The organism is Azoarcus sp. TTM-91 (assembly GCF_012911025.1).
Taxonomy (GTDB): Bacteria; Pseudomonadota; Gammaproteobacteria; order Burkholderiales; family Rhodocyclaceae; genus Azoarcus.
Genome location: NZ_WUEI01000003.1, coordinates 33,995 through 53,110 on the forward strand (window position 1 = coordinate 33,995; position 19,116 = coordinate 53,110).

At 64.7% G+C, this 19,116-nt stretch carries 18 protein-coding genes and 1 tRNA gene; 12 read left to right on the plus strand and 7 right to left on the minus strand.

Annotated features, from left to right (window positions below; translation table 11 throughout):
- Positions 1-4 precede the first annotated feature (4 nt).
- The 3 genes from GRF61_RS01560 to rpoS are packed head-to-tail and all read left to right on the plus strand — an operon-like array spanning position 5 to position 2,509.
- On the plus strand, positions 5-652 hold the full coding sequence (locus GRF61_RS01560) for a protein-L-isoaspartate(D-aspartate) O-methyltransferase (protein WP_169149062.1): 648 nt from the start codon (positions 5-7) through the stop codon (positions 650-652).
- A complete protein-coding gene (locus GRF61_RS01565; RefSeq protein ID WP_169148980.1) occupies positions 649-1,560 on the plus strand; it encodes a peptidoglycan DD-metalloendopeptidase family protein in 912 nt (303 codons plus the stop codon). Before GRF61_RS01560 ends, GRF61_RS01565 begins: the two co-directional genes overlap by 4 nt.
- A gap of 13 nt (positions 1,561-1,573) precedes the next feature.
- The gene (gene rpoS, locus GRF61_RS01570; RefSeq protein WP_169148981.1) at positions 1,574-2,509 is read left to right on the plus strand and encodes an RNA polymerase sigma factor RpoS; all 936 of its coding nucleotides are present in this window, start codon (positions 1,574-1,576) and stop codon (positions 2,507-2,509) included.
- Between the two features lie 9 nt (positions 2,510-2,518).
- Here the strand turns inward: rpoS and mltB are convergent, their stop codons facing one another.
- The 4 genes from mltB to GRF61_RS01590 are packed head-to-tail and all read right to left on the minus strand — an operon-like array spanning position 2,519 to position 7,389.
- The gene (mltB, locus tag GRF61_RS01575; RefSeq protein ID WP_169148982.1) at positions 2,519-3,535 is read right to left on the minus strand and encodes a lytic murein transglycosylase B; all 1,017 of its coding nucleotides are present in this window, start codon (positions 3,533-3,535) and stop codon (positions 2,519-2,521) included.
- Positions 3,532-5,505, minus strand: a complete 1,974-nt coding sequence (locus GRF61_RS01580; protein WP_169148983.1) for a DUF3488 and transglutaminase-like domain-containing protein — start codon at positions 5,503-5,505, stop codon at positions 3,532-3,534. The genes mltB and GRF61_RS01580 overlap by 4 nt, the downstream gene beginning before the upstream one ends.
- Positions 5,498-6,472, minus strand: a complete 975-nt coding sequence (locus GRF61_RS01585; protein ID WP_169148984.1) for a DUF58 domain-containing protein — start codon at positions 6,470-6,472, stop codon at positions 5,498-5,500. The genes GRF61_RS01580 and GRF61_RS01585 overlap by 8 nt, the downstream gene beginning before the upstream one ends.
- On the minus strand, positions 6,469-7,389 hold the full coding sequence (locus tag GRF61_RS01590) for a MoxR family ATPase (RefSeq protein ID WP_169149063.1): 921 nt from the start codon (positions 7,387-7,389) through the stop codon (positions 6,469-6,471). The genes GRF61_RS01585 and GRF61_RS01590 overlap by 4 nt, the downstream gene beginning before the upstream one ends.
- A 185-nt stretch (positions 7,390-7,574) precedes the next feature.
- On the opposite strand from GRF61_RS01590, the gene GRF61_RS01595 reads away from it, so the two are divergent.
- The 3 genes from GRF61_RS01595 to bamC all read left to right on the plus strand — a co-directional run bounded on the left by GRF61_RS01595 (position 7,575) and on the right by bamC (position 10,692).
- A complete protein-coding gene (locus tag GRF61_RS01595) occupies positions 7,575-8,498 on the plus strand; it encodes a histone deacetylase family protein (RefSeq protein WP_169148985.1) in 924 nt (307 codons plus the stop codon).
- 137 nt (positions 8,499-8,635) lie between these two features.
- On the plus strand, positions 8,636-9,514 hold the full coding sequence (gene dapA / locus GRF61_RS01600) for a 4-hydroxy-tetrahydrodipicolinate synthase (RefSeq protein ID WP_169148986.1): 879 nt from the start codon (positions 8,636-8,638) through the stop codon (positions 9,512-9,514).
- Positions 9,515-9,540: 26 nt separating this feature from the next.
- Positions 9,541-10,692, plus strand: a complete 1,152-nt coding sequence (gene bamC, locus GRF61_RS01605) for an outer membrane protein assembly factor BamC (RefSeq protein ID WP_169148987.1) — start codon at positions 9,541-9,543, stop codon at positions 10,690-10,692.
- 110 nt (positions 10,693-10,802) lie between these two features.
- Here the strand turns inward: bamC and GRF61_RS01610 are convergent, their stop codons facing one another.
- The 3 genes from GRF61_RS01610 to GRF61_RS01620 form a co-directional block, all read right to left on the minus strand.
- Positions 10,803-11,087, minus strand: coding sequence for a hypothetical protein (locus tag GRF61_RS01610; protein ID WP_169148988.1), 285 nt, complete (start codon positions 11,085-11,087; stop codon positions 10,803-10,805).
- 144 nt (positions 11,088-11,231) lie between these two features.
- Complete coding sequence (locus GRF61_RS01615; protein WP_169148989.1) at positions 11,232-11,720, minus strand: hypothetical protein; 489 nt, start codon at positions 11,718-11,720, stop codon at positions 11,232-11,234.
- A gap of 17 nt (positions 11,721-11,737) precedes the next feature.
- Positions 11,738-12,853, minus strand: coding sequence for a cupin domain-containing protein (locus tag GRF61_RS01620; protein WP_169148990.1), 1,116 nt, complete (start codon positions 12,851-12,853; stop codon positions 11,738-11,740).
- 91 nt (positions 12,854-12,944) lie between these two features.
- Between GRF61_RS01620 and rlmD the strand changes: the two genes are divergently transcribed.
- From rlmD to flhA, 6 genes are all read left to right on the plus strand, one after another.
- The gene (gene rlmD, locus GRF61_RS01625) at positions 12,945-14,246 is read left to right on the plus strand and encodes a 23S rRNA (uracil(1939)-C(5))-methyltransferase RlmD (protein ID WP_169148991.1); all 1,302 of its coding nucleotides are present in this window, start codon (positions 12,945-12,947) and stop codon (positions 14,244-14,246) included.
- 91 nt (positions 14,247-14,337) lie between these two features.
- Positions 14,338-14,427: transfer RNA gene (locus GRF61_RS01630), tRNA-Ser, on the plus strand.
- A gap of 109 nt (positions 14,428-14,536) precedes the next feature.
- Entirely contained in the window at positions 14,537-15,121 is a 585-nt protein-coding gene (locus GRF61_RS01635; RefSeq protein ID WP_211165677.1) for a pseudouridine synthase, read from the plus strand.
- 34 nt (positions 15,122-15,155) lie between these two features.
- Positions 15,156-15,620, plus strand: a complete 465-nt coding sequence (locus tag GRF61_RS01640) for a DUF192 domain-containing protein (RefSeq protein WP_169149064.1) — start codon at positions 15,156-15,158, stop codon at positions 15,618-15,620.
- 176 nt (positions 15,621-15,796) lie between these two features.
- Positions 15,797-16,939 carry a flagellar biosynthesis protein FlhB gene (gene flhB / locus GRF61_RS01645; protein ID WP_169148993.1) on the plus strand — a complete coding sequence of 381 codons (1,143 nt, stop codon included), beginning with the start codon at positions 15,797-15,799 and terminating at the stop codon, positions 16,937-16,939.
- A 20-nt stretch (positions 16,940-16,959) separates the two neighbouring features.
- Positions 16,960-19,077: a flagellar biosynthesis protein FlhA gene (flhA, locus tag GRF61_RS01650; protein WP_169148994.1), complete on the plus strand. Its 2,118-nt coding sequence runs from the start codon at positions 16,960-16,962 to the stop codon at positions 19,075-19,077.
- The last annotated feature ends 39 nt before the right edge of the window (positions 19,078-19,116 follow it).

The window sequence follows — 19,116 nt, forward strand, 5'->3', positions numbered from 1 at the left end:
GAGCATGCGCAGGACGGACAGCACTCAGGCCGCCCGGGCACGGGCGAGAATGGTTGAGCGACTGAGGGTGCAAGGGATTCGGGATGAGCGCGTGCTGGCTGCCATGCAGAGCATTCCGCGGCATCTCTTCGTGGAGGAAGGGCTAGCCTACAGCGCGTACGATGACACCGCTCTGCCTATCGGCTTTCAGCAGACGATTTCCCAGCCCTATGTCGTTGCCAGGATGATAGAAACACTCCGAACAGGCAGAGAACTGGGCCGTACGCTGGAGATCGGGGCGGGATGTGGTTATCAGGCGGCGGTTTTGTCCATGCTGGCTTCGGATGTCTATACCGTCGAACGGATCCGGCCACTTTTGGATAGGGCAAGGGAGAACCTTAGGCCGCTACGCTTGCCCAATGTGCGTCTGAAATGCGCAGATGGTGCGCTTGGTCTCGCCGAAGCCGCGCCCTTCGATACGATCATCGTGGCTGCGGCTGCGCTTGGGGTTCCTCAGGCCTTGAAGGATCAGCTGGCACCGGGAGGGCGCCTGATGATACCGGTCGGGGGGAACGATCAACGCTTGTTGCTCATTGAGCGGCAAGGTCAAGTCTTCAGGGAAAGCTGGTGCGAACCTGTGCGTTTCGTACCGCTCCTGTCTGGTACGGAATGAACGACTCAGTGCTGAAATACAAGAAAATTTCCCTTGCCGGGCTGGTGCTCGTGCTTGGTGTGCTCTCCGGATGTGCTTCGCGGGTATCTGCGCCGATTCGCGATGGAAACGGGGTGTCGCCTCCGCCGGCGGCTACCCAGGTGGAACGGCAAGGCATTCATGTGGTGAAGCAGGGAGAAACGCTGCTGGGGATTTCCCGTCAGTACGGGCAGAGCGTTCGTGATCTCGTTGCCTGGAACAACCTGGCCAATCCTAACCAGATCCACGTAGGGCAGGAGTTGCGTGTCTCGCCTTCGGTGGAACCCTCTGGCGGCGCGGTTGCGACCGCGATCCCGGTGTCTCCCGAGCCCGTGATCGTCAGTCCGGTCACGTCGTCAAGCGGGGAGACGGGTGGGGCGGCGATCAAGCAGGCGCCCCTTGGCGGCAAACAGCCCTATTCCGATGAGGCATGGAACAGGACCCAGCCCAAGCCGGCAGCGCCGGTCGAGGGACCCTCCATGCCTGCGCAGCCCACGGCCGATGGCAGCAAGGACATCGCGGGCGATGGAGACTGGCTGTGGCCGGCCAAGGGCAAGGTTCTGGCGGGCTTCAGCGAGGCGACGAACAAGGGGTTAGACATTGCCGGCAATCCGGGGGATCCGGTGATTGCTTCCGGCGCTGGCAAGGTTGTGTACTCCGGCAGTGGCTTGCGTGGCTATGGAAAACTAGTCATCATCAAACACGACGCGAACTACCTCACGGCATACGCCCACAACCAGCAACTGCTGGTGAAGGAAGGGGATTCCGTCACCAAGGGACAGAAGATCGCTGAACTGGGCAGTACCGATACAGACCGACCCAAGCTTCACTTCGAAATCCGTAAGCAGGGCCGGCCAGTCGATCCGATGAAGTATCTGCCCCCCCGCTGACGAGAGGAGGCCTATGGAAGAGCCGGTTAGCCCTGACGATCTCGACAGTCATGAACCGGACCTTCCGCTGGAGGTGGAGGTCTTCGCCGAACAGCAGGCCCAGGTTGTCGAGAACGACTTCCTTAGTGATGTCACCCAGATCTATCTGAACGAGATCGGCGCCAATCCCTTGCTGTCGGCCGAGGAGGAAGCGGCCCTGGCGAGAAGGGTCAGGGCAGGCGACTTCGATGCCCGCCAGACGATGATAGAGCGCAACCTGCGCCTCGTCGTAAATATCGCCAAGCATTACCTCAATCGCGGAATTCCACTGCTAGATCTCGTCGAAGAGGGAAATCTCGGCTTGATGCATGCGCTGGAGAAATTCGATCCTGAGCGCGGCTTCCGTTTCTCCACCTACGCGACATGGTGGATCAGGCAGAACATCGAGCGGGCGATCATGAACCAGTCCCGTACCATCCGGCTGCCGGTTCATGTGGTGAAGGAACTGAATCAGGTTCTCAGGGCGCAGCGCAATCTCGAAGCGAGTTCCAATGGTGAATGCAGCCTGGAGGAGATCGCCAGCAGGCTAGAAAAACCGATAGAGGATGTTCGCGCCATTCTGGCCTTGAGCGAACACACCGCATCGCTGGATGCGCCACTGGATATCGACCCCAGTCTGTCGATCGGCGAGTCCTTGGCCGACGACAGGGCTGAAACCCCGGAAACACAGATCCACACGGCCGAGATCGAGGGCTTGATTCACGCGTGGATCGACATGCTCAACGATAAGCAACGACTGGTCATTCGCCACCGGTACGGTATCGACGAATGCGAGTTGATGACGCTGGAGGAGTTGGCTGCAAGGCTGGAGCTGACGCGGGAGCGGGTGCGCCAGATCCAGCTGGAGGCGCTTGGGCAATTGCGGCGCATCCTGAAGCGGCGGGGAATCTCCAAGGACGTTCTGCTGTAGCAGAGCGGTTCAGTCCGTCCGTACTGAGCTCAGCGTGGTCGTGCTTCTGCGGTTGCGCAAGGCTTCCGCAAGTTGGAAGACCGACATCGCATAAAAGCTGCTCTTGTTGTAGCGGGTGATTACATAGAAGTTGCGGTAGCCCAGCCAGTATTCGGTGGCCGCGCCGGGTGTTTCCAGGTCTACCAAAGTTGCCGGCGCGGGTATCGGTCGATTGCCGGCGGCGCTTACGCCCGCTTGTACCAATGCTTCGGGTGTCAAACTTGGCTCTATGCCGGCCGCCACCAGGGAGGCGGCGTCCGTCTGAGCCGAAAGCTTGGCGCGGCTGGCGATTTCCGCACCGGGTTCCCAGCCATGGACCTGCAGGTAGTGCGCCACGCTGCCGATGGCGTCCGCTGGAGCGCTGTCGAAGTCGATGTGGCCGTCGCCGTCGAAATCCACCGCGTAATTCCGGATGCTGCTCGGCAGAAACTGCGGGTAGCCTAGCGCACCCGCATAGGAGCCGTAGTAGCTGTCGGCGCTGCGACCTTGTTCCCGGGCCAGCAGGAAGAGTTGCTCTAACTCCCGCCTGAAGAGTTGCGCGCGTGGGGGATAGCCGAATGCCAGGGTGGCGAGAGCGGAGACCGCTTCGAAATTTCCTGTATGGCGGCCGTAGACGGTTTCGACCCCGATGATTGCGACGATCACTTCGGCCGGCACTCCGTAGCGCATGGAGGCCTGTTCCAGTGCTTGCTCGTTGTCTCGCCAGAAGGCCAGCCCCCCCTCGATGCGAACCGGCTCGATGAAGCGGCTGCGATAGCGCTGCCAGGATCGTACCCCCGGTTTGCTCGGTGGCAGGATGAGTTTGATTACCTGGGGATCCATGACGGCGCGCCCCAGGACGGTTTCGAGCTCGCTGCGCTCGAAAGCGTGCTTCTCAACCATTTCGACGATGAAACGTCGGGCGTCCTCGTTATCCGAGAAATCGGCGTGTGCGACCAAGGGTGAAAGGGTGAGCAGACTGGCGGCGAGGAGTCGGTGCAAAGTCATTTGAGCTTCAGTTTGGTGATGCGTTGTTGCAGGTCCCGGATTTTCTCAGCGGAGGCTCCGGAGCCGTAGCGGAGACGGGCATACTCGGCGCAGATGCCGCGTAGTTCCTCTGCTTCGGCGGGACGGGCAAGAGCGAGCCGTCTTCCGTAATCGGCAGGCCCTTCCCACCGGTGGCGCGCCAAGCCACGGCGCGCGAGTTTGTGACAGAAGGAGGCCCAGCCTTTCTGCAAGGGACCGTGCGCCTGGTGTTGCCGCTGCGCCCACAGGAGCAGCAAGCCCATCAAGACCCCTGCGGCGATGCCCATGGCGGTAGCCAGTGTTCCCCAGTCCGGCTTCTGCAGACCGAGGCGTGCAAGTAGATCCCTCTGCCGCTCCGGATTGTAGCCAAGAATCCACTGGTTCCAGGCGTTGTTCGCTGCTTCCCAGCGGTGGCGCAGGCTGCGCAGCCAGTCCGGCATGGCGAGGGCGCGGGCTTCGGTGGCGGGCAAACCGGCGCTCAGGCCGCTGTCGAGACGGCCGGGGGCCGCGAGTGCGGTCGGATCGACCCGTTCCCAACCCCGCCCGTCGAACCACACCTCAGCCCAAGCGTGCGCGTCGGACTGACGGACCACCAGGCTGCCGTCGATGGGGTTGATCTCTCCGCCCTGGTAGCCGGTAACCACCCGGGCAGGTATGCCTGCGGCGCGCATCAGGAAAACGAATGCGGAGGAGAAGTGCTCGCAGAAGCCACGCCGGCTGTCGAAGAGGAACTCATCTATTGCTTGCTGGCCGAGTAGCGGAGGCTCCAGGGTATAGGTGAGTCCGGCTTCTCGGAGGTGATTCTGGACGCGCTCCAGGACGGCGCGCGGGTCATTTCCTGCTGCCGCCGCCAGCCGTTGGGCGAGGTCGTAAGTGCGCGGGTTGGAGCCCTTGGGGAGCTGTCTGGCCGCGGAGAGGACTCCCGGAGCTTCCACCACTCCCACCCAGGTCTCGGGGTAGGCGGCGAGATCGAAGCGGGTCCGCTGACGGACGGGGGCGATCGTGAGGGCAAGGAAATCGGTGCTGTACCGGATGCCCTGCAGACCGGCTGCAGGGAAGTCCAGCGCCAGCAGCCAAGTGCGATTATGGGGCTCCAGCGTGAGGCGATAGTCTATTCTCCGGCCGCTGGGCCGGTAGGAAGGCTCTGTAGTGGTAACGGCACTGGCCGGACGCCAGGTCGTGCCATCGAACTCGCTCAGCACGGGGCCGCGCCAGTAGCGTTGGTGAGGTTGCGGCGGCGGGCCGTCGAAGTCGGCCCGGAAGGCGATTTCCTCCGACAGGCCCAGCCGGCTGATCGAGCCGGGTTGCATGCTGTCGGTGAGGCCGCTGCGGGCGCTGAATGCGTCCGCTGGCAGTCCCCACAGGGGGCCTTGCACCCGGGGAAAGAGCACGAAGAGGGCGAGCATGAAAGGCATGCCCTGCGCCGCCAGCAGGGCTGATGTGCGGAGCCTGGCCTTGGTGCTCGCATCCGTATCGACGAGGGCCAGCAGAGAGGCTAGCGCCAGCAGGGTGGCGCAGAGCGCGAGCGCCGCGACCGGTAGGCTCTGGTCTTCGAAGAAGATGCTCAACTGCAGGAAGAAGGCGAGGAGCACGGCGACGCGTATGTCGCGGGCGGCCTTTGTTTCCAGCAGCTTTAGGCAAAGCAGGATAGCGAGCAGCGATACCCCGGGATCCTTGCCGAAGAATTGGCCGAAGCCGATGCGGATGCCAGCGCAGGCGCTAATGGCGATCAGCATGACCAGCAGGCGGTGCGGCGGCAATTGGCCGCGCCACAGGCGCAAGGCTCGCCAGCCCAGCAGCGCCAGGCATAGCGCCGTTACCCAGGCGGGCAGATACGGCGTGTGGGGGCCGAGGGTGAAGATGGCCGTTGCCAGCAGCCAGCAGGCTTGGTTCCGGTTCAGAGAGGCCGCGGGCTGTGCGCTTGCGGACGGTCGGGGAGCGGCCTTAGCCATGGAGAGCGCCTCGATTGCCATGAAGGGCGAGGGCTCGCAGGCAGGCGTGCCTGTGCGCGGCGCCTCTCCCTGCCGGCAAGGCGGTTCCCGGAAGCGTGAGCGCGAAGGCCACGCCGGCGCGTTCGGCGGCGATCACCCAGGCTGTCAGGCGGGAGATCCGGGCCTCTTCGTCCAGATGCAAGGGAAGATCGCGCCAATTGAGCAGCACATCCCCGCCCTGCAGGCCGGTGAATTCCTTGGTGAGCAGCGGCCCTCCGCGGGCCAGCACCTTCCAGGCGACGTGCCGGGGGGAGTCGGACTCGCGGTATTGCCGCAGCCCGGCAAAATCATCATCGCCGCTGCCGCCTGAGCGCAGGCCTTGACGCTGGCCGGCGGCCGCGCCAGGCAGCGCTGGCGGGAAGGCCTCCGGGGTGGGGAATACCAGGCATTCCAGGTCTGGCACGAACACGCTCCACGCCCGTATCAGGCCGAGGGGCCAATGGGTCTCGAGTACGGTGCGGCCTATTGGCAGCACGCCGCGCTGCTCGGTTGAGCACGGGATGGAGATCACGATGGTGTCTTCAGCCGGGATCTCGAAACAGGTCGCGCCGTCCTGGGCGCGCAGCAGCAGGGCAGGGCGTCGTTCGCTGCGTGTGTTCTGCAGAGCCAGCCGGAAGACTGCGCTCTCGCCGCAGAATACCGGCTCGCTGCGGCCAGGCACGATGCTGAGTCCCAGCAGGTTGCGGAATGCGTGAACCATGCTGGCGATACCGGCGCCGCCAAGCAGGAAGGTGAGAGCGTAGCCCAGGCTGAGGTTGTAGTTGATCGAGGCCAGCAACATGACCAGCAATGCGAGGGCAAATGCGATGCCACTACCGGTCGGGAGCACGAAAATCCGTCGTTGCTTGAGGCGTATGGGTGCGACCTCGACAGGGCCGACGCGAAACAGCCAGCGATCCAGGCGCCGCCGCAGTGCGGAGGCGCTCATGCGCCCAGCGCGACGGACTGCAGCACCCGGACCAGGGCCGCAGGCGGCGCAGGCCTGTCGTCGCCGGCAAGGTGGAGCCTGTGACCGGCCACGTGGGGAAAGAGGGCCTGCACGTCTTCGGGCAGGACATGGTCGCGGCCGTCCAGCAGGGCCCAGGCGCGGGCCGCGGAGAGCAGGCCGAGCCCCGCGCGCGGGCTCAATCCGGTGGCGAATTCGGTGCTCAAGCGGGTGGCGTTGAGCAGGGCCTGTACATAGTCGATCAAAGGCTCCGCCACGGTCAGCTGGCGGGCGACCGCCTGCACGGCGAGGAGCTCGGCGGGAGAGATGACCGGTTGCTGACGCTCCAGAAGGCTGCGGCGGTCTTCCCCGCGCAGCAAGGCGCGCTCGGCGTTGCGTGCCGGGTAGCCGAGTTGGATGCGCAGCAGAAAGCGGTCCAGCTGGCTCTCAGGCAAGGGGAAAGTCCCGATCTGGTTCGCCGGATTCTGGGTGGCGATGACGAAGAAGGGATCGGGCAGCGGCAGGGTGTTGCCTTCCGTGGTGACCTGTCGTTCCTCCATGGCCTCCAGGAGTGCGCTCTGCGTTTTGGGCGTTGCGCGGTTGATTTCGTCAGCCAGGATCAGTTGCGAGAATACCGGACCGGGCTTGAAGCGGAAGGCCGCATTTTCGCGGTCGAAGATGGCGACGCCCAGGATGTCTGCCGGCAGCAAGTCGCTGGTGAACTGGATGCGCTGGAATTGCAGCCCGATGAGGCGGGCGAATAGGTGGGCGAGGGTGGTCTTGCCGACCCCGGGCACGTCCTCGATCAGCAGATGGCCACGCGCGATCAGGCAGGCGAGGGCGAGCCGCAACTCCCTGTCTTTGCCGAGAATGATCTGGGAGGCGGCTTCCAGCAGCCGTTCGGCGTGGCGATGGGGCATGGGGTCGTACTGTGAAATTGATAGGGAAGCGGGGATAATAGACGACAAACATCGCGAGTCCGCGCCCTGAAAGGTCAATGCATAGCGCTTTAGCATTAGCCAGACAGCAGGCGACGGACCATACGGGCGCCCGGTTGGAATCGGGCACGGCGAATTAGTTCGCCGCCTTGGGGAAGAGGGGGGATATGACGACTGCGTTCATTACGCACCGCGACTGCTGGTTGCATGACATGGGGACTTTCCACCCGGAGTGTCCCGACCGGCTATCCGCGATCAACGATCGCCTGATCGCGGCTGGGTTGGATCTTTACCTTTCCTTCTACGACGCGCCCGAGGCGACTGCCGAGCAGGTTGCCCGCGCGCATGCGCCCGGCTACCTGGAAGAACTGCTCGCCAATGTGCCCGAGCACGGTATCCGCCATCTGGACCCGGATACCGCGATGAGCCCGGGCACCATGCGGGCGGCCCTGCGTTCGGCTGGTGCTGGCGTGCTCGCGACCGACCTGGTGATGAGCGGCGAGATCGAGAACGCCTTTTGCGCCGTCAGGCCGCCCGGCCACCATGCCGAGCGTGCGAAGGCGATGGGGTTCTGTTTCCTGAACAACATCGCTATCGCTGTCCGTCATGCGACGGAAGTGCATGGCTTGAAGCGGGTGGCCATCGTCGATTTCGATGTGCATCACGGCAACGGCACAGAGGATATCTTCCGCGAAGATCCGCGGGTAATGATGGCCAGCATCTTCCAGCACCCTTTCTATCCCTATAGCGGTGCCGACAATCCGCCTGCCCACATGTGCAACATCCCGGTACCGGCCGGCACGCGCGGCGAGGCTTTCCGCCAGATCGTCAGCGAAGTTTGGGTACCGGCCCTGCGCAACCATAACCCGCAGGCCATCTTCATTTCCGCGGGCTTCGATGCGCACTATGAGGACGATATGGGCTCGCTCGGCCTGGTGGAGTCGGACTATGTATGGGCGACCGAACAGATCAAGGGCGTGGCTGAGGATTGCGGGCATAAGCGCATCATCTCCATCCTCGAAGGAGGCTATGCCTTGTCTTCCCTGGCGCGTTCGGTCGTCGCGCACATCAAGTCGCTCGCCGACCTCTGAGTGGCAAGCCGTTGTTTTGAAAGCCCCGTGGCCTCAGGCCGCCATGTAAGGAAAAGACAACATTGCGGCAGCGTGCATGGCGCTGCCCGAGTTTCGGCGATCGGTTAGAATCAAGGTTTTATCGCTTTCATCCTCACATGATTACCGGATCGATCGTCGCCATCGTCACGCCCATGCACGCGGACGGCAGCCTTGATTTCCCCCGCCTGCGTAGCCTGATCGACTGGCACGTCGCCGAAGGCACGGATGGCATCGTTATCGTCGGTACCACCGGCGAGTCGCCGACGGTTTCGGTGGATGAGCACTGCGAGCTGATCCGCGTGGCCGTCGAGCATGCCGCCGGCCGCGTGCCTGTAATTGCCGGTACTGGCGCGAACTCCACCGCGGAAGCGGTGGAACTCACCCGCTACGCCAAGCAGGCCGGGGCGAGCGCCCACCTTTCGGTGGTGCCTTACTACAATCGGCCTAGCCAGGAAGGGCTTTACCAGCACTTCCGAACCATCGCCGAAGCGGTGGACCTGCCGATGGTGCTCTACAACGTGCCTGGTCGCACCGTGGCCGATCTGTCGAACGACACTGCGCTCAAGCTGGCGGAAATCCCCAACATCATCGGTATCAAGGACGCGACCGGCAGCATCGACCGCGCCTGCGATCTGGTTGCCCGCGCGCCCCAAGGTTTTGCCCTCTACACCGGCGATGACATGACCGCTGCCGCCTTTATTCTGCTCGGTGGCCATGGCGTGATCTCGGTGACTGCCAACGTTGCCCCGCGTGCAATGCATGAACTCTGTGCGGCGGCGCTGGCCGGCGACGGCAAGCGGACCCGGGAGATCAACGCCGCGCTGGTGGGGCTGCATCGCCATCTGTTCTGCGAAGCCAACCCGATCCCGGTCAAATGGGCGGTGGCGCGCATGGGCTGGGTGGAGGATGGTATCCGCCTGCCGCTCACCCCCCTCTCCGACTCCCTGCACGACCGCGTGCGCCAGGCCATGCTGCAGGCCGGCATTTCGCTCTGACCCGACCAATCCACCTCAGGAACCTCATGAATCGCTCCATGCGCACTTCCGTCTCCCTGCTCGCGTTTTCGTTGGCGCTGACGGGCTGCTCGGGTTCGCTGCTTGAATCCAAGCGTATCGATTACAAAAGCGCGAGCACCCGGCAGGTGCCGCAACTGGAGGTCCCGCCGGACCTGACTTCGCCTACCCGCGATGATCGCTACGCGGTGCCGGATGTCGCGCCCAAGGGCGTGGCTACCTATTCCGCCTATAGTGCCGACCGCGCTGCGCAGCCGTCGGTGCAGTCGAACAGCGATGTGCTCCCGGCGGCCGCTGCCGGCAATATGCATATCGAGCGTGCCGGCACCCAGCGCTGGCTGGTGGTTCAGGGCACCCCGGATACGCTGTGGCCGCAGATCAAGGATTTCTGGCTGGAACTGGGCTTCATCCTGAACGTGGACAGCCCCGAAATCGGTGTCATGGAAACCGATTGGGCCGAGGACCGGGCGAAGATTCCCCAGGACTTCGTCCGCTCCACGCTGGGCCGGGTCATCGATGGCCTGTTCTCCACGCCGGAGCGGGACAAGTTCCGTACCCGGATCGAAGCCGGCAAGGAGCCGGGCACCGTGGAGATCTACGTCAGCCACCGCGGCATGATGGAGATTTACCCGACCGAGGCCCGCGATCAGACCATCTGGCAGCCGCGGCCGGCAGATCCCGAACTCGAAGCAGAGATGCTGCGCCGGCTGATGGTCCGGCTGGGGGCGGATGAGGCCCGGGCGCAGGCGGCGCTGGCCTCGGCGCCTGCGGCGGACCGGGCAAAGATCCTTGCTGGCACGGCCGGCCAGGTGCGGCTGAGCCTGCAGGAGCCGTTCGATCGAGCCTGGCGTCGCGTCGGCCTGGCCTTGGACCGGATCGGCTTTACCGTAGAAGACAGGGATCGGGCTCAAGGCCTGTACTTCGTGCGCTACGTCGATCCCGAGGTCGACAACCGCAGCAAGGAAGACTCCGGCTTCTTCTCCAAGCTGGCTTTCTGGCGCAGCAAGGACACCCCGGCGAAGAGCGGGGGAGAGTATCGCCTGCGTATCCAGGAGCGCGGCGACGTGTCCGAGGTTACCGTGCTTACGCGGGAAGGCGGGCAGGATACTTCCGAAACCGCCAAGCGCATTCTCGGGTTGCTGCACCAGGAATTGCGCTGAAACGCTTCGGCGGGCCTCGGGTCCGCCGAATCCCCCCGGAGGTTTCAGCCCCTCCCGAAATGAAAAAAGCCGGCATAGCCGGCTTTTTTTGCTTCAGATGCGCCAGAGAATTACTTGGCGGCGTCCTTGGCAGCGTCAGCGTTTCCCTGGGCGGCGTCCTTGGCAGCTTCGGCGGACTCAGCGGCGCCAGCAGCTTCGGCGGCACCTTCCTTGGCGGCGTCAGCAGCTTCCTTGGCAGCATCGGCGGCGCCTTGAGCGGCGTCGGCAGGGGCAGCAGGAGCCGGAGCGGCTTGTTCAGCCGGAGCGGGGGCAGGAGCGGGAGCCGGCTCTTCCTTCTTGCCGCAAGCGGAAACGGCGAGGGCGACCAGGGCGGCGATGAGAAGAGATTGCTTCATGTTCTTTTTTCCTTGTCGATGGGGTGAAGACAGCAGACGTCCGATGCGAGGTGGTGCGTGAGCACCGGACGAGTGCGGATCGTAGCATGGCAGGTTTGACCCAGCCACCGAATTGGTGCATCGCAATGATACCGGCGGGGCTCATCAAAGCCCAAGCGGGGTGCCGATTGGCCCCGGTTGGGAGTGCATCCAAATTGTTTCAAATTGTGCGATGTGCCGTACCGGTGCATCGTCTTCGTCGAGGGCGCACCGTCCGCGTGCCCTGTCTTCATGGAAGCGCAGGAGCAGCCGCTTGCCGTCGGCGATCATGAACGCCTCCTCCGGCAAAGGCCCTGCCGGGGCCAGCTTGACGACGATCCGGTGGCCGTAGGTAGCGAGCAGATTCACCAAGCGAGGCTGTTCGCTTTGCAGCGGCCCGGCATCTTTCAGCAGGATGCGGACGGCGTCATGCTGGCTGCTGCGCAGGGCGAGGTCCTGCAGCGCCCGAGTACCCGCAAGGCTGGACAGTCCGGTAGTGCTCAGGTCCGGATCGTAGATGCAAAGGCTGTTTTCCGCCGCCCCCAGGAGTTGGAGGGCGGCAGCACGGTAGCCGGCCCAGCTGTCGAAGCTGAATGAAGAACCGGTATTGGCCATGTCGTCCTCCGGCTGGGTCAGTCGCGCGGCGCGCCGAAACCGTCGCAGTACCAGTCGTAAAGCGCTTGCAGCAAGGCGGCAGGATAGTCGCCTGCCTCCAACTGGCGGGCGTGCGCCAGCACCTTCAGTTCACCAGGCGCTTCGCCGGGTTCATGTAGTTTTTCCCCGTTCAGATAGAAGCCGGTTTCCGACCACAGTAGCAGCGTACGGGCGTTCAGCCGGTAGCCCTTGGCTCGTACCGCTTGGTCGAAGCGCTTCCTGCTCAGTGGAGGTTCCGGTGGCTCGAAGAATATCTGCGGTTTGGGCTCGGTCAGGTAGTGGCCGACAAAGTCGGCGACGTCCTCCCGGCTCCAGCGGATGTGCTCCAGCATGGCGGCGATGCGATCGACCATGAGAGGGGAGATCTCCGCCGAGTTCTCGTGCAGTTGCAGGTCGGGATCCTGGTAGATGCCTTCCAGCGTGAGCCTGTCCTGCATCCAGCCGAGGAATTCCGCTCCCAGTTCGGAGGCGGTGGGCGAGCGGAAGCCGATGGAGTAGGTGGTGCACTCGCCGATGGCGATGCCGTTGTGCGCCCAGTGCGGCGGCAGGTACAGCATGTCGCCCGGCTCCAGCACCCAGTCGTGCGCGGGCTGGAAGTTCTTGAGGATACGCAGCGGCGCGCCCTCGACCAGGCTGCGATCTTCCTGGTCGGCGATCTGCCAGCGGCGCTGGCCGCAGCCCTGCAGCAGGAAGACGTCGTAGTTGTCGAAGTGGGGGCCGACGCCGCCGCCATCCACTGCGTAGCTCACCATCAGGTCGTCCAGGCGGGCCTGGGGAATGAAATCGAAGCGGTGCAGCAGTTCGTCGCCCGCCGGAAGCCACAGGTTCAGGCCCTGGACGAGCACCGTCCACGGCGTACGCTTGCCGCGCAGGCGGCTGCGACGCTGCGGCCCGTGTTCCACCGTCCATTCGACGCTGTCGTGGCGGATGTAACGGGATTCCACGTCTGGATCGCAGGCGAGGTCGAAGAGGGCTTCGTGCTCCAGCAGGCCGGTGAAACCGGGAACGGCCTGGCGGACGAGGAGGGGTTTCTTTTGCCAGTATTCCTCAAGGAACTGGCGGGGCGAGAGGCCCCCGAGCAAGGTCGTGATCATGGCTGCGGATTATAGAGGCGGGCGCTTGCAGTGGCCCGGCCGGCAGCAGGGTTTGAGGCTAAAATCGCGCCTTTTCCCCAAGGATTGCCCCATGCCGACCGCCCTCATCGAATCGCTGGATCACGAGGGTCGCGGCGTCGCCCATGCGGATGGCAAGGTGTTGTTCATCGAGGGGGCCTTGCCGGGCGAAGAGGTGGAGTACGAGGTCCTCAAGAGCCGGCCGAATTACGCCCAGGCGGAAGCCATCCGCATCCTCAGGGCAAGCGCGCAGCGGGTGGTTCCACCCTGTCCGCACTTTGGCCTCTGCGGCGGCTGTGCAATGCAGCATCTTGACCCGCTGGCCCAGACCGCGGCCAAGCAGCGGGTATTGGAGAACGCTTTCTGGCATGTGGGCCGGGTGAAGCCCGAGACCATCCTGCCGCCCATCCACGGCATGCCTTGGGCGTACCGTCAGCGGGCACGGCTGGGAGTGCGACGGGTGCCGAGCAAGGGCGGGGTGCTGATCGGCTTCCACGAACGGCGTTCCAGCTACATTGCCGACCTGCAGTCGTGCAGGGTGATGCCGCCACATCTGTCGGCGCTGCTGCCGGCACTGCACGCACTGGTCGAGCGGCTGTCGATTCCGGATCGCCTCCCGCAGATCGAGATTGCGGTGGGCGACGCTGCCACGGTGCTGGTCTTCCGCAATCTTTTGCGCTTCACGGAGGCGGATCACCGCCAACTGGCCGCATTCGCGGAAGAACATGATGTGCAGGTGTGGGAACAGCCTGGCGGGCCGGAAACTGCTGCGCTGCTTTATCCGGCGGCGGCGCCCGGCCTCAGCTATTTACTGCCCGAGTTCGATGTGACGTTGGATTTCCGGCCCACCGACTTCACCCAGGTGAACGTGCACACCAACCGCCTGCTGATCCGCCGTGCCTTGCAATTGCTGGCGCCGCAGCCAGGCGAGCGCATCGCTGACCTGTTCTGCGGCCTGGGCAACTTCAGCCTGCCGATCGCGCGCAGCGGGGCCCATGTGATAGGCCTCGAGGGCAGCGATGCGTTGGTGGAGCGGGCCGGGGCCAACGCGCGCCGCAACGGACTTGAGGGCTGCAGCGAATTCCACGCTGCGAACCTGTTCGAGGCGACTGAAGACAGCCTCGCAGCCCTGGGCAGGCTGGACAAGATGCTGATCGACCCGCCACGCGAAGGCGCGGTGGCGGTGGTGAAGGCCTTGGGCGAGCAGCAACGGCCGCGGCGCATCGTCTACGTCTCCTGCAACCCGGCGACGCTGGCCCGCGACGCCGCCATCCTGGTGCGGGAGAAAGGGTACGCGCTGCGCTCGGCCGGTATCGCCAACATGTTTCCGCAGACCGCGCATGTCGAATCGGTGGCGCTGTTCGAACTCGCCTGAGCGAGGCGGGGCGAGGAAAGGCGGTGGCGGCAGTGCTATACTCCGCGCCTTCCCGGAAGTGGAATCATCTCCGCGGTCCTGACCGATTTCAGGGGGTTTGGGTGAGCGGTTTAAACCAGCAGTCTTGAAAACTGCCGAGGCTTTGCGGCCTCCGTGAGTTCGAATCTCACAGCCCCCGCCAGTTTATGCGGCCCGGCCGGCCCGGCCAGCCTGTTCCCGGCGCGAATTCTCGCGCTCAAACCGAGGATGAACGCAGGCGTTGCCGCTTCATCGCGATTCGAGCCTTTCCATTGTCCCGGCTGATCCTGCTCAACAAGCCCTTCGGCGTGCTCTGCCAGTTCACCGCCGAGCCAGGCAAGGCCACCCTGAAGGACTACGTGCCGGTACCGGACGTGTATGCCGCCGGGCGCCTGGACAGCGACAGCGAGGGCCTGCTGCTGCTGACCGATGATGGTGCCCTGCAGCACCGCATCGCCGATCCCCGCCACAAGTTGCCCAAGACCTATCTGGTGCAGGTGGAGGGTGAGCCGGACGAAACCGCGCTCGCCCGGCTGCGGGCGGGCGTCGATCTGGGCGATTTCGTTACCCTTCCCTGTGAGGCGCGGCAGGTGGACGAGCCGGAATGGCTGTGGCCGCGGGTGCCACCGGTGCGTTTTCGCAAGACGGTGCCGACCTGCTGGCTGGAAATCGTGCTGCGGGAGGGCAAGAACCGGCAGGTGCGACGGATGACGGCCAAGGTCGGCTTTCCGACGCTGCGGTTGGTGCGTGCGCGTATCGGCGAGTGGGCGCTGGAGGGGCTGGCGCCGGGCGAATGGCGGGAAGTAGCGGTGCCTCCGGGCCCCCGGCCGCCGCGGGTTTTTTCGCGCAAGCGTTAGAATCTACGTCTTTCCAAGGTCGGGCCAGAACATGATGAAGCGGGCAGGGCGGGGCGCTTGCGCGCCCCTGGTGCTGGGGGCGATGGTGCTGCTTGCGGCTGCTCCGGCGCGGGCCGAGGTGCAGATGCCGGTGGTCGAACTGGGGGCGGGCATGTACCGCATCGAGGCTGAGGTGGCCTACACCATGCAGACGCGACAACTCGGCCTGATGAACCGGCGCAGCATGCCGGCGCAGCACGGCATGGTGTTCGTGTTCCCGATGGATGCCGGCCACTGCATGTGGATGAAGAACACCCTCCTGCCGCTGTCGGTTGCTTTCCTGGATGCACAGGGCCGCCTCATCAACGTCGAGGACATGCAGCCCCAGACCGAAGACAATCACTGCGCCGCGGCGCCAGCGCGCTACGCGCTGGAGATGAACCTCGGCTGGTTCAAGGAGCGGGGCCTGAAGCGCGGCGATCAGATCCGCGGTATCGACCGGCTGCCCCAGGCGCGTTGAAGAGCGCCGGCTGCCCTGCCGGAACGCGGCTGCGGCGGTAGCTGAACAAAGCCCGAATAAGGCGGCTTTCCCCGGTCTTTTCGGCGGCAGGACTTGCCGGGCGGCGGCGATAATTGCCGCATCTCGTCCTGCGTCCGGTTGTCCGGGCGGTGGGGCGTGGCTTCCCGGAGCCGGCCGTGGCCGAAGACAGCGATCTCGAAAAGACAGAAAGCGCATCACCGCGAAGGCTGCAACAAGCCCGCGAGGAAGGACAGGTTCCGCAGTCGCGGGAACTGTCCACCTTTCTCGTCACCATGACCGGCGTGCTCACGCTGTGGATGCTGGGCGGCTGGATGGCGGAGCGCATGTTCGGCCTGGTGCGGCGGGCCTTCATCTTCGAACGCGAACTCGCCTTTGACCCCACGCTGATGCTGGCTGCGCTGCAGAACCTCCTCGGTAGCGCCTTGCTCACCCTGATGCCGCTTTTCCTCACCCTGATGATTTCCGCGGTGGCGGCGCCGATTGCGCTTGGCGGCCTGGTGTTTTCCTCCAAGGCGTTGGGCTTCAAGTTCGGCCGGCTGAATCCGCTGGAAGGCATCAAGCGCATGTTCTCTGTGCATGGGCTGGCGGAAATGCTCAAGGCGATGCTGAAGGCGGCGCTGGTCGGCGGCGTGGGCAGTATGGTGCTGTGGTGGCAGAAGGACCACCTGTTCGACCTCATGGTGGAGCCGCTGGAGGTGGGCATGTCCGACTTTGCCGACACGGTGATCTTCACCGCGGTGCTGATTGCCGCCAGCCTTGGCTTGCTGGCGCTGCTCGACGTTCCCTTCCAGCTATGGCAATTCCACCGCCGCCTGCGGATGACCAAGGACGAGGTCAAGCAGGAGTACAAGGAACAGGAAGGCGACCCCCAGCTCAAGGGCCGCATCCGCAGCATGCAACGGCAGATGGCGCGCAACCGCATGATGGCCGCGGTGCCGAAGGCGGATGTGGTCGTCACCAACCCGACGCACTTTTCGGTGGCGCTCAAGTACGACGCCGAGAAGATGGGCGCGCCGGTGGTGGTCGCCAAGGGCCGTGGCGAGTTGGCGCTGAAGATCCGGGAGATCGCCCAGGAACACGAGGTTCCGATGCTTGAGGCGCCGCCGCTGGCGCGGGCGCTCTACACCCATTGCGAGTTGGAGGATGCGATTCCGACCCAGCTCTACAGCGCCGTAGCTGAAGTCATGGCCTACGTCTATCAGTTGAACCAGTGGATGAGCCGCGGTGGCATCAAGCCCACCCAGCCGTCCGAGCTGCCGGTGCCGGAAGGCATGGACCCGGGAGTGCCCGAAGAATGAACGCCGAGACTGCCTGACCCATGGCCATCAACGCCCTCAACCTGCGCCGGCTGATCACGCCGGAGAACCTGCGGCCGCTGGCGGCGCCGTTGCTCATCATCATGATCCTGTCGATGATGGTGCTGCCGCTGCCGGTATTCCTGCTGGACGTTTTCTTCACCTTCAACATCGCCGTCTCGGTCATGGTGATGCTGGTGGCGATGTACTCCAGGAAGCCGCTGGATTTCTCGGTGTTCCCCACGGTGCTGCTGGTGACCACGCTGCTGCGGCTGTCGCTGAACGTTGCCTCCACCCGGGTCGTGCTGCTGGAAGGGCATTCCGGGCCGGACGCCGCCGGCAAGGTGATCGAGGCCTTCGGCCACTTCCTGCTGGGCGGCAACACCGCGGTCGGCATCGTGGTGTTCGTCATCCTCACCCTGATCAACTTCGTCGTCATCACCAAGGGCGCTGGCCGGATCGCGGAAGTGAGCGCCCGCTTCACCCTGGACGCGATGCCGGGCAAGCAGATGGCGATCGATGCCGACCTCAACGCCGGCCTCATCGACGAGAAGACCGCCAAGGCCAGGCGCAAGGAAATCGCAAACGAAGCGGACTTCTACGGCGCCATGGACGGTGCCTCCAAGTTCGTGCGCGGCGACGCGGTCGCCGGCATCCTCATCCTGGTCATCAACATCGTCGGCGGCCTCTTTGTTGGCGTCATCCAGCACGACATGGCAGTGGGCGACGCCGCCCATACCTACACGCTGCTGACCATCGGCGACGGCCTGGTGGCGCAGATCCCGTCGCTGATCATCTCGGTGGCCGCCGGCCTGGTGGTGTCCCGCGTGGGGGACGACGAAGGTGATATCGGCGCGCAAGTGATCGCCCAGGTCTTCGCCAATCCGCAGGTGATGGCGCTCACCGCCGGCATCATCGGGGTACTCGGCCTCATCCCGGGCATGCCCAATTTCGTTTTCATCCTGCTGGCGGCCGGTTTCGGCTACCTGGCCTGGAGGGGATACAAGAAACAGGAAGCGGGCAGCGAGGAGGCCAAGCCGGCCGCGGCCAAGGCGGCGGCCGCTGCAGCAGCAGCGGCCCAGCCGCAGGCCGAAGTGCAGGAGGCCAGCTGGAACGATGTGGCGCCGGTGGACGTGCTCGGCCTGGAAGTGGGCTACCGCCTGATTCCGATGGTGGACAAGGGCCAGGACGGCGAGCTGCTGAAGCGCATCCGCGGCTTGCGCAAGAAGTTCGCGCAGGAGGTGGGCTTCCTCGCCGCGCCGGTGCACATCCGCGACAACCTGGAACTGAAGCCGAACGCCTACCGCATCGCGCTGAAGGGTGTGGAGATCGGTGGCGGCGAGGCCTATCCGGGCCAGTTCCTCGCCATCAACCCGGGCCGGGTGTCCGGCCCCTTGAACGGCCGCGAGACCAAGGACCCGGCTTTCGGCCTGCCGGCGTTCTGGATCGACGGCGCCACCCGCGAGCAGGCGCATGCGCTGGGCTACACCGTGGTGGATGCCAGCACGGTGGTCGCCACCCACCTGAACCACCTCATCCTCAACCACGCCGCCGAGTTGCTGGGCCGCCAGGAAACCCAGGCGCTGATGGACCACATCGGCAAGGAATCGCCCAAGCTCATCGAAGATCTGGTACCCAAGCAGCTGCCGGTTTCCACCGTGCAGCGGGTGCTGCAGAACCTGCTGGAAGAGGGCGTCAACATCCGCGACATGCGCACCATCATCGAGGTGCTGGCAGAACATGCGCCGCGCGTGCAGGACCCGATCGAACTTACCGCGCGGGTACGCGAAGCCCTCGGCCGCGCCATCATCCAGAGCTTGTTCCCGGGCAATGCCGAAGTGCAGGTCATGGCGCTGGAGCCGGGCCTGGAGCGCATCCTGATGCAGGCCATGTCCGCCGGCAGCGAGGGCGGCGCCATCGAGCCGGGCCTGGCCGACACCCTGTTGCGCCAGACGGCGCAGATCGCCCAGCGCCAGGAAGACATCGGCCTGCCGCCGGTGCTGCTGGTGCCGGCGCAGCTGCGCACCCTGCTGTCGCGCTTCCTGCGCCGCTCTGTGCCCTCGCTCAAGGTCATTTCCAATGCGGAGGTGCCGGAGTCGCGCATCATCCGTGTCACCTCGGTGGTCGGCGGCGCGGCCTGATATCACTTTCCGCATAGTTTGCGGCCCCCTGCATGACGG